The sequence below is a fragment of the Isoptericola sp. NPDC058082 genome (genome assembly GCF_042885055.1).
Classification (GTDB): domain Bacteria; phylum Actinomycetota; class Actinomycetes; order Actinomycetales; family Cellulomonadaceae; genus Isoptericola.
Genome location: NZ_JBHVSQ010000008.1, coordinates 25,752 through 38,779, shown reverse-complemented (window position 1 = coordinate 38,779; position 13,028 = coordinate 25,752). Strand labels below are relative to the sequence as shown.

Genomic DNA, 13,028 nt, shown 5'->3' with positions numbered 1-13,028 from the left:
GTTCACGCACCGCTCATCCGCACACCATGACCGGAGCAACCGTCCGGCGCGGTGATACGGCCCCGCCCTAGGAGGTGCCGCGCGGCAGACTGGACGCATGACCACCGTCGATCTCAACAGCGACCTCGGCGAGGGCTTCGGCCGCTGGACCCTGGGCGACGACGAGGCGATGCTCGACGTCGTGTCGTCGGCCAACGTGGCGTGCGGCTTCCACGCCGGCGACCCGGCCACGATCCGGCGCACGGTCGCCCTGGCCGCCGTCCGCGGCGTGGCCGTCGGGGCGCACGTCGGGTACCGCGACCTCGCGGGCTTCGGCCGCCGCGACATCGACGTCCCGTCGGCCGAGCTGCGGGCCGACGTCGTCTACCAGATCGGCGCGCTGCAGGCCCTGGCCGCCGCCGAGGGCACCCGCGTCACCTACGTGAAGCCGCACGGCGCGCTGTACCACCGAGCGGCCGTGGACCGGCGCGTGGCGGACGACGTCGCCGCCGCCGTCGCCGCCGTCGACCCGGCCCTCGTGCTGCTCGGGCTGCCGGGCACGCTCTCCCTCGCCGCGGCCGAGGCCGCGGGCCTGCCCACCGCCGCGGAGGCGTTCGCCGACCGCGCCTACACGCCCGCCGGCACGCTGGTGCCCCGCGGCGAGCCGGGCGCCGTCCTGCACGACCCGGACGTCGTGGCCCGGCGGATGCTGCGGCTCGTCACCGAGGGCGTGGTCGAGGCCGTCGACGGCAGCGTGGTGCGGGTGCCCGCAGACTCCGTGTGCGTGCACGGCGACACCCCGGGCGCGGTCGCGATGGCGCGGCGGGTCCGCGCGGTGTTCGACGACGCGGGCATCACCCTCGCCCCGTTCGCCCCGGCGACGACGGGAGCCTGAGTGGGCGGGCCGGCGCGCGTCCTGCCCGTGCGTGTCCTGCCCGTGCGCGACGACGCCCTGCTCGTCGAGGTGGACGACCTCGCGCACGCGCTCGCGCTGGACGCGTCGCTGCGCGACGACCCCGTCGCCGGCGTCGGGCAGCCCGTGCCCGGCGCGCGCACGCTGCTGGTCCCGTTCGACCCGTGGCGGCTGCCCGCGGCACGCCTCGCGGACGAGCTGCGCGCGCGGGCGTCCGCGGGCGGTCGCACGGCCGGGGACGGGGCCGGGTCGACGGCCGGCGGGCGGCTCGTCGAGATCCCCACGGTGTACGACGGCGAGGACCTGGCCGACGTCGCACGGCTGCTCGGGTGCGCCCCGGAGGAGGTGGTGCGGCGGCACACGGGGGCGTCGTGGGTCGTGGGGTTCGTCGGCTTCGCCCCGGGGTTCGCCTACCTGACCGGTGACGACGCCGGGCTCGTCGTGCCGCGGCGCGAGTCGCCGCGCACCCGGGTGCCCGCCGGCTCCGTGGCGCTCGCCGGCCCGTACTCGGGCGTCTACCCGCGCGCGAGCCCGGGCGGGTGGCAGCTCGTCGGGCGCACGGACATCGTCACCTGGGACCCCGACCGCGACCCGCCCACCCCGTGGGCTCCCGGCGACCGCGTCCGGTTCGTCGCCGTGCGCGAGTCGGTCCGGGGCGCCGGGCCGGTCCAGGGGGGCAGCTCCGGCCCGGCGCGGCGGCCCGGACCGCCGACGCGACCCGGGGCCGCCGCGCCGACGTCGGCCACGGCGCTGGAGGTCGTGACGCCGGGGCTGCTGGCGCTGGTGCAGGACCTCGGCCGCCCGGGGCTGGCGCACCTCGGCGTGTCCGCGTCGGGCGCGGCCGACCCCCGCAGCCTGCGCGCCGCTAACCGCGCGGTGGGCAACCCGGCCGGGGCGTCCGCCGTCGAGGCCGTGGGCGGCGGGCTGCGGCTGCGTGCCCGCGCCGACGTCGTCGTCGCGCTCGCCGGGGCGGACGCGGGCGCCGTCGTGCACCGCGGCGACCACCCGGACGACGCCCGCCGCGCACCCCTGGCGCGGGCGTTCCGCCTGCGCGACGGCGACGAGCTCGCGCTGGGCACCCCCGCCCGCGGTCACCGCACGTACGTCGCCGTCCGCGGCGGGATCGACGCGTGGCCCGTGCTCGGCTCGCGCGCCACCGACACCCTCGCCCACCTGGGCCCCGTCCCCCTCGCCCCGGGCAGCCCTCTGCGCGGTGGGCGCGCCTCCGGCCCGGGTGTCGGTGTCGGGCGGGGCCGGACGCCCGCGCACGGGATCCCGGCGGTGGCGGTGGACGACGTCGGGGCGCCGGAACCGGCGACGCTGCCCGCGCCGGGCGAGGTCACGACGCTCCCCGTCGTGCGGGGCCCGCACGACGACTGGTTCGCGGACCACGCCACGCTGCTCGACCAGGAGTGGCGGGTGACCGACCGCTCGGACCGGGTGGGCCTCCGGCTGGACGGCGCGCCCCTGACCCGGACGGCCGACGCGCGGGCCCGCGAGCTGCCCAGCGAGGGCTGCGTGACGGGCGCGCTGCAGGTGCCGCCGGACGGCCTGCCGGTGCTGTTCGGCGTCGACCACCCGCTCACGGGCGGCTACCCCGTGATCGCGGCCGTGGCGTCGACCCACCTGTGGCTGCTGGGCCAGCTGCCGCCGGGCGCGCTGCTGCGGTTCGTGCCTGCGCGCCCGCGCCGGTGAGGTCCCGCGGCTGCGGGCCTCAGAGCCGCAGGAGGTCCCGGGCGAGCGTCTCGCGGAGCCCGGCGGGCGGGTCGACGTAGCCCTCGTCGCGCAGCTCCTCCGGGAAGCCGCCGGCGGCGAAGGCGGTGTTGAGGTCGTCCACGAACCAGAGGGCCGGCCCCACGCGGCCGTCGACGCCCTCGCCGGGCAGCAGGATCCCGTAGGGGCCGTCACCGCTGATGTTCGCCTTGTGGAGCGCGTCGGGGGCGAAGTCGACCTGGAAGGCCTGCACCGGGTCGGGGTCGGCGCGCCACCGGCTCCACTCCTGCGCGTAGTACCCGCGCGCGCCACCGCCATGGGTGGAGTGCTCCAGCTCGACGACGAGCGGGTCGGCCAGCACGCTCTCGGGCCACCGCGGGTGGTCCCCGACGAGCCACACGTCGCCGACGTGCCGCACCCAGGCCGCGACCGTCATCGGGAACGGCGCGAGCTCCTCCTCCATCCAGGCCGCCAGGGCCTCCGCGTCGGGCCCCGGGGGCACGTGCGCAGGGCGGGGCGTCGCGTCGTCGTCGTTGCAGGCGGCGGCGAACCCGTCCGCCTCCAGCCGCTCCACCAGCACCTCGACGTTGCGTCGCGCGCGCAGCGCCATCTCGCGCGCCACGGCGAGCGCGTCCTCGCGGTGCGGCTCGTCGAAGACCCGGAGGCCCAGGGCCCGCAGGTCGCGCCACACGTCGTCCTGCTCCCCGGCCCGGTACCGCGCCACATGGCTCACCACGGGCGACATCCTGGCAGACCGGCGGAGCGCTCCCGCCTCATCCGTTCGGCTGATCTCCGTCGAGCCCGCCAGGCGATGTGGGCGGCCGGCGGCCGGAACCACGATGGATCCGACGCACCGACCTCCCGGGACGCGCACCACGGCCCCGGCCACGAGAGAAGGACAGCCCCCATGAAGCTCACGAAGTCGACGAAGCCCGCCACGATCGCCCTCTCGGCGCTGATCGCGCTGGGTGCCCTCACCGCCTGCAGCACCGGCGAGGCCGACGCGGCGGGCTCCGGCACCGTCGCGGCGGACGAGGCCGCGACGGCGGACGAGGCGCAGACGCCGTCGGACGTGCTCGCGTCGACCGCGTGGGAGACCACCGGCGCGACCGACGCCGACGGCGAGGACGTCGCCCTCGACGACGAGAACGTCAGCACCTTCGTGGGCTGGGCCTACTTCGACGCCGACGGCACGTTCACGATGTACAACCTGGACGACAGCCCGAAGATGCAGGGCGACTGGACCGTCGACGAGGAGGGCACGACCCGCCACATCGTCGCGAAGGACGACGCCGGCGAGGTGCAGTTCGAGCGCGACTCCGACATCGTCACCCTGACCGACGAGGAGTTCACCTACCGGGTGTTCCCCGAGGAGGGGAACGCGGACGTCTACTACGACATCGTCCACACCCCGACCGACCACGAGGAGCCGGCGGCCTCCTGAACCGCCCCCCGCCGCGCCCGCTGCCCACCAGGGGGGCGGGCGCGGCGTCGTGCTCACGGCCTCCGCGCGAGCAGGCTGAACGCGTTCGGGACGCGGCCGTCCCAGGCGGCGGCGTCGATGCCGTCGGGGCGCCAGAAGGGCTCGGGGTGCTCCTCGAGGTGCTCGATCTCGAACCCCGCGCGGAGGCAGTCCATGACGGTCTCGGCGAGCGTGCGCTGCCGCTCCACCGCGCCGTGGCCGGGGAACGTGTCGTTGACGTGCGACGCCTCGAAGTACCCCCGGTCCGGGCGCACCCGGGCCTCGTCCTCGTCCCATGCCCACAGCGGCACCAGCGGGTGGGCCTCGTACACGAAGAACCACCCGCCCGGCCGCAGCAGCCGGCGCACCTCGGCGAGGAACGCCGGCAGGTCCGCGACCCAGATGAGCGCGCCCTTGCCGGTGTAGACGAGGTCCGCGCACCCGTCGTCGAGCCCGCTGTCGGGGAGCGTCGCGCGCGTGTAGCGGCAGGGCAGGCCCAGCTCGTCGGCCCGGCGCTGCGCGCTCGCCACCGGCGCCGGGCTGTAGTCCAGCCCGTGCACCGACCGCGCCCCGAGGCGCGCGAGGGCCACGTCGTCCAGGCCGTTGCCGCTCATCGGGTGCACGACGTCGGCCCCGGGGACGATCTCCCCCAGCACGGCGACCTCCACGGGCAGCAGCTCGACCGTGCGCGCCAGCTCGAGGTGGTCGTCGTACTCGTCGGTGTACTTGCGCGAGGCGATGGCCCACGCGGCCCGGGTGTCGTCGTCGACGGAGTCCATGCGCGCACCCTGCCACGGCCGACCGGCGCTCGGCCCCGTTTTTCCGCGGCGGCGCCCTCGCCCGTAGGGCTTCCGTCAGGGTGCGCCCGGGCGCCGTATGGATCCCGTGAGGACGGGCCTCAGGCGCCTCCGGCAGGTGTTGCATCGACGTCGGCACCCGGGACGGGCGCCCGGTCCGACCCCCTTCCGGAGGCCGGCCGTCGAACTCGAAGTGGGGACGTGCTGGTGCTTGACGTCGTCTACGTGCTGGGCGTGATCGCCCTGTTCGCGCTGGTGGCCGGGATCGCGAAGGCGGTGGAGAAGCTGTGATCGTCGTCGAGCTCCTCGCCGCGGCGCTCGGCGTGGCCGCGCTGGTCTACCTCGTGGTGGCCCTCGTGAAGCCGGAGAGGTTCTGATGGGCTGGGTCGGGGCGGTCCTCGCGCTCGGGACCGTCGCCCTCGTCCTGGCCGCCGTCCACCGGTCCTTCGGGGACTACATGGCGACCGTGTACACCACCCCCCGCGACTGGCGCGTCGAGCGGGGCCTCTACAGAGTCCTGGGCGTCGACCCGCGGTCCGGCCAGACCTGGCAGGCGTACGCGCGCAGCGTGCTGCCGTTCTCCGTCGTCGGGCTGCTGATCGTCTACGCGCTCCAGCGCACGCAGCAGTGGCTGCCGTACTCGCTGGGGCTGCCGGCGCCGTCCCCGGACCTCTCGTTCAACACGGCCGCGTCGTTCGTGGGGAACACGAACTGGCAGTCGTACTCCCCCGAGCAGACGCTGGGGTACACCGTGCAGCTCGCCGGGCTGGCGGTGCAGAACTTCGTCTCCGCGGCGGTCGGCATGGCCGTGGCCGTGGCGCTGGTGCGCGGGTTCGCCCACCGCCGCACGGGCACGATCGGCAACTTCTGGGTGGACCTGGTCCGAGGCTGCCTGCGCATCCTGCTGCCGATCTCGGTGGTGGGCGCGGTGGTGCTGATCGTCGGCGGCGTCGTGCAGAACTTCGCCGGCTTCACCGACGTGACGACCGTCGCCGGCGGGGCCCAGAGCATCCCGGGCGGCCCGGTCGCCTCCCAGGAGGCCATCAAGCTGCTCGGCACCAACGGCGGCGGGTTCTTCAACGCGAACTCGGCGCACCCGTTCGAGAACCCGACGGCGTGGACGAACCTCGTCGAGGTCCTCCTCATGCTGGCGATCCCGTTCTCGCTGCCCCGCACGTTCGGGCGGATGGTGGGCGACCTCCGGCAGGGGTACGCGATCCTCGCGGCGATGGGCGTGATCTTCGTGGCCTCGTTCGCCGCGCTGACGGCGCTCGAGTCGGCCGGGAACGGCACCGCCCCGCAGCTCGCCGGCGGCGCGATGGAGGGCAAGGAGGCGCGGTTCGGCATCGTCGGGACCACGCTCTTCGCGACGACCAGCACGACGACGTCGACCGGCGCCGTCAACGCGATGCACGACTCGTTCACCGCGCTGGGCGGCATGGTCCCGATGCTCAACATGATGCTCGGCGAGGTCGCGCCCGGCGGCGTCGGGTCGGGGCTCTACGGCATGCTCGTGCTGGCCGTCATCGCGGTCTTCGTGGCGGGGCTGCTGGTGGGCCGCACGCCCGAGTACCTGGGCAAGAAGATCGGGCCCCGCGAGATCAAGCTCGCGAGCCTCTACATCCTCGTCACGCCCACGCTCGTGCTGGCGGGGACCGCGCTGAGCTTCGCGATCCCGCCGCTGCGCGAGAGCGTCACCTCGACGTCGATCTGGAACCCGGGCGTGCACGGCATGTCCGAGGTCCTGTACGCGTTCACCTCGGCCGCCAACAACAACGGCTCGGCCTTCGCCGGCCTGACGGCGAACACGCCGTGGCTGAACACGGCGCTCGGCGTCGCGATCCTGCTCGGGCGCTTCGTGCCGATCGTGCTCGTGCTCGCCCTTGCCGGGTCGCTGGCCCGGCAGGACAAGGTGCCCGCCACCGCGGGGACGCTGCCCACGCACCGCCCGCTGTTCGTCGGGCTGCTCGTCGGGGTCGTCGTCGTCCTCACCGCGCTCACCTACTTCCCCGTTCTCGCGCTGGGTCCCCTGGCGGAAGGGCTCGTCTGACCATGTCCACCCCACTGACCACTCCCCTCACCACCGCGACCGGCTCCCCGTCGTCATCCGATCCCTCGTCCTCGACGACCTCCCGCACGCCGGGCGGGGCCTTCTCCTGGGCCCAGGTGCGGACCGCCCTGCCGGGCGCGTTCCGCAAGCTCGACCCGCGCCAGATGTGGCGCAACCCCGTGATGTTCGTCGTGTGGGTCGGCGCCGCGCTGACCACCGTGCTCGCCGTCGTCGAGCCGTTCCTCGGCGGGCCCGTGGCCTCGGGCGGCACCGTCGTCCCCGGCTCCTTCACCGCGGTGATCGCGCTGTTCCTCTGGCTCACCGTGGTGTTCGCGAACCTCGCCGAGTCGGTCGCGGAGGGCCGCGGCAAGGCCCAGGCGGACACGCTCCGCCAGACCCGGACGGCGACCGTCGCGCACCGCGTCGCCGGGTACGACACCGCCGCCGACCCGGGTGCCCTGCGCGCCGCGCTCGACGACGTGTCGTCGGCCGACCTGGACCTCGGCGACGTCGTCGTGGTCTCCGCGGGCGACCTGGTGCCGGGCGACGGCGAGATCGTGCACGGCATCGCGTCCGTGGACGAGTCCGCCATCACCGGCGAGTCCGCGCCCGTGATCCGCGAGTCCGGCGGCGACCGGTCCGCCGTCACCGGCGGCACGCGGGTGCTGTCCGACCGGATCGTCGTGCGCATCACCTCGAAGCCCGGCGAGACGTTCGTCGACCGGATGATCGCGCTCGTCGAGGGCGCCAGCCGACAGAAGACGCCGAACGAGGTCGCGCTGAGCATCCTGCTCGCGTCGCTGTCGATCGTGTTCGTCGTCGTGGCGCTCACCCTGAACCCCATCGCGTCGTACGCGGCGAGCCCCGTGAGCGTGGCGGTGCTCGTGGCGCTGCTGGTGTGCCTCATCCCGACGACGATCGGCGCGCTGCTGTCCGCCATCGGCATCGCCGGGATGGACCGCCTGGTGCAGCGCAACGTGCTCGCGATGTCCGGCCGCGCCGTCGAGGCCGCCGGCGACGTCACGACCCTGCTCCTCGACAAGACCGGCACCATCACCTACGGCAACCGGCAGGCGAGCGAGTTCCTGCCGCTGGCCGGCGTCGACGCCCGCGACCTGGTGCGCGCCGCCGCCCTCTCGTCCCTCGCGGACCCCACCCCGGAGGGCGCGTCGATCGTCGCGCTCGCCGTCAAGGCCGGGGTGGACGTGGGCAGCGGCCACGAGAGCACCGCGGTGCCCGGCGAGGTCGTGCCGTTCACCGCGCAGACCCGGATGTCCGGCCTCGACGAGCCCGACGGCACGCAGATCCGCAAGGGCGCCGGCAGCGCGGTCATGGCGTGGCTGGCCGACGGCGGCGCTCCCTCCGCGCCGGTCGTCGCGGAGGTGGAGGACGCGGTGGAGCGGGTCGCGCGGTCCGGCGGCACGCCGCTGGTCGTCGCGGTCCGGGCGCCGGGCGGGGCCGGGCGCGTGCTCGGCGTCGTGCACCTCAAGGACGTCGTCAAGGAGGGCATCGCCGACCGCTTCGCCGAGCTGCGCGCGATGGGCATCCGCACCGTGATGGTCACCGGCGACAACCCGCTGACCGCCGCGGCCATCGCGGCCGAGGCCGGCGTGGACGACTACCTCGCCGAGGCGACGCCCGAGGACAAGCTGGAGCTCATCCGGCGCGAGCAGGAGGGCGGCAGCCTCGTCGCGATGACGGGGGACGGCACCAACGACGCCCCCGCGCTCGCGCAGGCCGACGTGGGCGTCGCGATGAACTCGGGCACGTCGGCCGCGAAGGAGGCCGGCAACATGGTCGACCTCGACTCCGACCCCACCAAGCTCATCGACGTGGTCCGGATCGGCAAGCAGCTGCTCATCACCCGCGGCGCGCTGACGACCTTCTCCATCGCGAACGACATCGCCAAGTACTTCGCGATCATCCCCGCGATGTTCATGGGCGTGTTCCCCGGGCTCGAGGCGCTCAACGTCATGGGCCTCAGCTCGCCGTCGTCCGCCGTCGTGTCGGCCATCGTGTTCAACGCGCTCGTCATCGTGCTGCTCATCCCGCTGTCGCTGCGGGGCGTGCGGTACCGGCCCATGGACGCGTCGAAGACCCTCGGGCGCAACCTCCTGGTCTTCGGGCTCGGCGGCATCGTCGCGCCGTTCGTCGGCATCTGGCTCATCGACCTCGTCGTGCGCCTCGTCCCGGGATTCTGAGCAGGACCGAGCAGGAAGAAGAAGAGGCACCCATGAACGCCACCACCCGCAGCACCGGCCGCACCCTCGGGGTCGCGGTCCGGGCGATGATCGCCCTCACGCTGCTGCTCGGCGTCGGCTACACGGCGGCGATCACCGGCGTCGGGCAGCTCGTGCTGCCGGCGCAGGCCGACGGCTCGCTCGTGCGCGACGGCGACGGCACCGTCGTCGGGTCCGCGCTGATCGGCCAGGGCTTCGCCGACGCCGACGGCGAGCCCCTGCCGCAGTACTTCCAGCCACGGCCCTCGGCCGCGGGCGACGGCTGGGACGGCGCCGCGTCGTCCGGGTCGAACCTCGGCCCCGAGAACCCCGACCTGGTCGCCGCGATCGAGGAACGGCGCTCGGCCGTGGCCGCGCTCGAGGGCGTGGACCCGGCCGACGTCCCGGCCGACGCCGTCACCGCGTCCGGGTCCGGGCTGGACCCGCACATCAGCCCGGAGTACGCCGACCTCCAGGTCGCGCGGGTCGCCGCCGCCCGCGACCTGCCGGAAAAGGAGGTCACGGCCCTCGTGGCGAGGCACACTGAGGGTCGCGCCCTGGGATACCTCGGGGAGCCCGTGGTCGACGTGCTGGAGCTCAACGTGGCCCTCGACGAGCGCACGGCCGAGCTCGGGAGGTGAGCATGGCTCGCGGACGGTTGCGCGTCCTCCTCGGCGCGGCGCCGGGCGTGGGCAAGACCTACGCCATGCTCGAGGAGGGCAAGCGGCTGCGCGACGACGGCAGGGACGTCGTGGTCGCGCTCGTGGAGACGCACGGGCGCGCCGCGACGGCCGCGATGGCGCGGGGGCTGGACGTCGTGCCGCGCGCGACGGTCACCCACCGCGGCGTCGAGCTCACCGACCTGGACCTCGACGCCGTCCTCGCGCGGCGGCCGGAGGTCGCGCTGGTCGACGAGCTGGCGCACACCAACGCCCCCGGCCTGCGGCACGCGAAGCGGTGGGAGGACGTCGACGCCCTGCTCGACGCCGGCATCGACGTCCTCTCGACCGTCAACATCCAGCACATCGAGTCGCTCAACGACGTCGTCCAGAAGATCACCGGGGTGGCGCAGCAGGAGACCATCCCCGACGCCGTGCTGCGCGCCGCCGACCAGATCGAGGTCGTGGACCTCGCCCCGCAGGCGCTGCGCGACCGGCTCTCGTCCGGCGTCGTCTACCCGGCCGAGCGGGTGGACGCGGCGCTGTCGAACTACTTCCGCCTCGGCAACCTCACCGCGCTGCGCGAGCTCGCGCTGCTGTGGCTGGCCGACGAGGTCGACGCGGCGCTGCAGCACTACCGCACCGAGCACGGGATCGACTCCACCTGGGAGGCCCGGGAGCGCGTCGTCGTGACGCTCACCGGCGGCCCCGAGGGCGAGACGCTGCTGCGGCGCGGGGCGCGGATCGCGGCGCGGTCGGCCGGCGGCGACCTGCTCGCCGTCCACGTCACGAGCCAGGACGGGCTGCGCGGCGCGACCCCCGGCGCGCTCGCGCGGCAGCGGATGCTGGTCGAGGAGCTCGGTGGCACCTACCACCAGGTGGTGGGCGACGACGTCCCGACGGCGCTCGTGGAGTTCGCGCGCGGCGTCAACGCGACCCAGCTCGTCATCGGCGTCTCCCGCCGCGGCCGGGTCGCCGCGGCGCTGAGCGGGCCCGGCATCGGCGCGACCGTGACGCGCGAGGCCGGCAACATCGACGTCCACATCGTCAACCACGCCGCCGCCGGAGGGCGCGCCCGCCTGCCCCGGATGGGCGGCGCGCTGTCGGCGAAGCGTCGCCTGGCGGGCTTCCTGCTCGCGATCCTCGGCGGGCCGCTGCTGACGTGGGGCCTGGTGACGCTCCGCAGCGCGGAGTCCATCGTCTCGGACGTCCTCGCCTACCAGCTGCTCGTCGTCGTGGTGGCGCTGGTCGGCGGCGCGGGGCCCGCGGTGTACGCCGCGATCCTGTCCGGCATCACGCTCGACTACTTCTTCGTGGAGCCGATCCACACCATCACCGTGGGCGAGCCGCTGCACGTGGTCGCGCTCGTCCTGTACGTCGTCACGGCCGTGCTGGTGAGCGTCGTCGTGGACCGCGCCGCCCGCACGACGCGCGCCGCCCACCGGGCCGCGGCCGAGTCGGAGGTGCTGGCGACGGTCGCCGGCAGCGTGCTGCGCGGGCAGGACGCCGTCCAGGCGCTGGTGAGCCGGGCGCGGGAGGCGTTCGGCCTCGCCGGGGCGCGGCTCGTCGCCGGCGGCACGGTGCTGGCCGCGGACGGCGAGGACGACCCGGCGGGCCCGCGCACCACCATCGACGTCGGCGACCGCGCCGTCCTCGAGCTGTCGGGCGGCGACCTCGCGGCCTCCGAGCGCCGCCTGCTGCACGTCATCGCGGTCCAGCTCCAGGCCGCGCTGGAGCGCAGCGACCTGGCCGAGGTGGCGAGCGAGGTGGACCAGCTCGCCGAGTCCGACCGCGTGCGCAGCGCCCTGCTGTCCGCGCTGAGCCACGACCTGCGCCGCCCGCTCAGCTCCGCGGCCGCCGCCGTGAGCGGGCTGCGCTCCGCCCGCGGCGCCCTGAGCGAGGCGGACCGGGTCGAGCTGCTGGAGACGGCCGACGAGAGCCTGACGGCCCTGGCCACCCTCATCACCGACCTGCTCGACGTGAGCCGCCTGGAGGCGGGCGTCCTCGCCGTCTCGACGGCGCCCGTCGAGACCGCCGACGTGGTGCTGCCCGCGCTCGACGAGCTCGGCGTCGGCCCCGGCGAGGTGGAGCTGGACCTCGACCTCACCGCGCCGAGCGTCGCCGCCGACCCCGTGCTGCTCCAGCGCGTGCTGGTGAACCTGCTGGCCAACGCGCTGCGGCACTCGCCTGCCGGGCGGCGCGTGCGCGTCTCCACCAGCACGTTCGCCGGCACCGTCGAGATCCGGGTGGTCGACCACGGCCCCGGCATCCCCGCCGACCGGCGCGAGGACGTGTTCGTGCCCTTCCAACGGCTCGGCGACACGGACAACACGACCGGCCTGGGGCTCGGCCTCGCGCTGTCCAAGGGGTTCGTCGAGGGCATGGGCGGCACGCTCACCCCGGAGGACACCCCCGGCGGCGGCCTCACCATGGTCGTCGCGCTCCCCGCCGCGGGGACGACGCACCACCCCGAGGACCCCGACCAGCCCGACCAGCCCGACCAGCCGGAGGCGAGCGCCCCGTGAAGATCCTCATCGCCGACGACGACCCCCAGATCCTGCGCGCCCTGCGGATCACGCTCACCGCGCAGGGGTACGAGATCGTCACGGCGACCACCGGGACGCAGGCCATCGCCCGCGCCATCGACCACCGGCCGGACGTCTTCATGATCGACCTGGGCATGCCGGAGCTGGAGGGCATCGACGTCATCCACGCCGTCCGCGGCTGGTCGGACGCCCCGATCCTCGTGGTGTCCGGGCGCACGGGCGCGGCGGACAAGGTCGAGGCGCTCGACGCCGGCGCGGACGACTACGTGACGAAGCCGTTCTCCATCGAGGAGCTCCTGGCCCGGATCCGCGCCCTCACCCGGCGCGTGGCGCACGAGGACTCCGACCCCGTGGTGCGGTTCGGCGACGTCACCGTGGACCTCTCCGCGCACAGCGTCACGCGCGACCGCGAGGGGCGGTCGGAGCACGTGCGCCTCACGCCCACCGAGTGGCAGATGCTCGAGCGCCTGGTGCGCAACCCCGGCAAGCTGGTCACCCGCCAGACCCTCCTCACCGAGATCTGGGGGTCCGAGCACGTGACCGACACCGGCTACCTCCGCCTGTACGTCGCGCAGCTGCGCAAGAAGCTCGAGCCCGACCCCGCCGCGCCGCGCTACCTCGTCACCGAGGCGGGCATGGGGTACCGCTTCGACCCGGACGGCGGACGGTCGTGAGGATCGGCCCCGTCCC

General features: G+C 75.1%; 11 protein-coding genes. 9 read left to right on the top strand and 2 right to left on the bottom strand.

Features of this window, described 5'->3' with window-relative positions:
- The first annotated feature begins 97 nt into the window (after window positions 1–97).
- Window positions 98–874, top strand: coding sequence for a LamB/YcsF family protein (locus ACFVS0_RS12445; RefSeq protein WP_430588146.1), 777 nt, complete (start codon window positions 98–100; stop codon window positions 872–874).
- Window positions 875–2,587: a carboxyltransferase domain-containing protein gene (locus ACFVS0_RS12440; protein WP_430588145.1), complete on the top strand. Its 1,713-nt coding sequence runs from the start codon at window positions 875–877 to the stop codon at window positions 2,585–2,587.
- Between the two features lie 19 nt (window positions 2,588–2,606).
- Here the strand turns inward: ACFVS0_RS12440 and ACFVS0_RS12435 are convergent, their stop codons facing one another.
- Window positions 2,607–3,341: a hypothetical protein gene (locus ACFVS0_RS12435; protein ID WP_430562557.1), complete on the bottom strand. Its 735-nt coding sequence runs from the start codon at window positions 3,339–3,341 to the stop codon at window positions 2,607–2,609.
- A 171-nt stretch (window positions 3,342–3,512) separates the two neighbouring features.
- On the opposite strand from ACFVS0_RS12435, the gene ACFVS0_RS12430 reads away from it, so the two are divergent.
- Entirely contained in the window at window positions 3,513–4,049 is a 537-nt protein-coding gene (locus tag ACFVS0_RS12430) for a DUF4822 domain-containing protein (protein WP_430550884.1), read from the top strand.
- A gap of 53 nt (window positions 4,050–4,102) precedes the next feature.
- On the opposite strand, the gene ACFVS0_RS12425 is transcribed toward ACFVS0_RS12430, so the two are convergent.
- Window positions 4,103–4,846: a class I SAM-dependent methyltransferase gene (locus tag ACFVS0_RS12425; protein WP_430585683.1), complete on the bottom strand. Its 744-nt coding sequence runs from the start codon at window positions 4,844–4,846 to the stop codon at window positions 4,103–4,105.
- Window positions 4,847–5,151: 305 nt separating this feature from the next.
- Between ACFVS0_RS12425 and ACFVS0_RS12420 the strand changes: the two genes are divergently transcribed.
- The 6 genes from ACFVS0_RS12420 to ACFVS0_RS12395 are packed head-to-tail and all read left to right on the top strand — an operon-like array spanning window position 5,152 to window position 13,012.
- Complete coding sequence (locus tag ACFVS0_RS12420) at window positions 5,152–5,241, top strand: potassium-transporting ATPase subunit F (protein ID WP_430550882.1); 90 nt, start codon at window positions 5,152–5,154, stop codon at window positions 5,239–5,241.
- Window positions 5,241–6,914: a potassium-transporting ATPase subunit KdpA gene (gene kdpA / locus ACFVS0_RS12415; protein WP_430588144.1), complete on the top strand. Its 1,674-nt coding sequence runs from the start codon at window positions 5,241–5,243 to the stop codon at window positions 6,912–6,914. The genes ACFVS0_RS12420 and kdpA overlap by 1 nt, the downstream gene beginning before the upstream one ends.
- A 2-nt stretch (window positions 6,915–6,916) precedes the next feature.
- Complete coding sequence (gene kdpB, locus ACFVS0_RS12410) at window positions 6,917–9,115, top strand: potassium-transporting ATPase subunit KdpB (protein ID WP_430588143.1); 2,199 nt, start codon at window positions 6,917–6,919, stop codon at window positions 9,113–9,115.
- Between the two features lie 32 nt (window positions 9,116–9,147).
- Window positions 9,148–9,774 carry a K(+)-transporting ATPase subunit C gene (gene kdpC / locus ACFVS0_RS12405; protein ID WP_430585685.1) on the top strand — a complete coding sequence of 209 codons (627 nt, stop codon included), beginning with the start codon at window positions 9,148–9,150 and terminating at the stop codon, window positions 9,772–9,774.
- 2 nt (window positions 9,775–9,776) lie between these two features.
- Window positions 9,777–12,317, top strand: coding sequence for an ATP-binding protein (locus ACFVS0_RS12400; protein WP_430588142.1), 2,541 nt, complete (start codon window positions 9,777–9,779; stop codon window positions 12,315–12,317).
- Window positions 12,314–13,012 (top strand): response regulator, encoded by a 699-nt coding sequence (locus tag ACFVS0_RS12395; RefSeq protein ID WP_430550877.1) that lies wholly within the window; start codon window positions 12,314–12,316, stop codon window positions 13,010–13,012. The genes ACFVS0_RS12400 and ACFVS0_RS12395 overlap by 4 nt, the downstream gene beginning before the upstream one ends.
- Window positions 13,013–13,028 lie beyond the last annotated feature (16 nt).

Bases quoted from the DNA above. Each gene is read 5' to 3' on its own strand.
- ACFVS0_RS12445 (WP_430588146.1), top strand. From the start codon at position 98: ATGACCACCGTCGATCTCAACAGCGACCTCGGCGAGGGCTTCGGCCGC.
- ACFVS0_RS12430 (WP_430550884.1), top strand. From the start codon at position 3,513: ATGAAGCTCACGAAGTCGACGAAGCCCGCCACGATCGCCCTCTCGGCG.
- ACFVS0_RS12425 (WP_430585683.1), bottom strand. From the start codon at position 4,846: ATGGACTCCGTCGACGACGACACCCGGGCCGCGTGGGCCATCGCCTCG.
- kdpA (WP_430588144.1), top strand. From the start codon at position 5,241: ATGGGCTGGGTCGGGGCGGTCCTCGCGCTCGGGACCGTCGCCCTCGTC.
- kdpB (WP_430588143.1), top strand. From the start codon at position 6,917: ATGTCCACCCCACTGACCACTCCCCTCACCACCGCGACCGGCTCCCCG.
- kdpC (WP_430585685.1), top strand. From the start codon at position 9,148: ATGAACGCCACCACCCGCAGCACCGGCCGCACCCTCGGGGTCGCGGTC.
- ACFVS0_RS12400 (WP_430588142.1), top strand. From the start codon at position 9,777: ATGGCTCGCGGACGGTTGCGCGTCCTCCTCGGCGCGGCGCCGGGCGTG.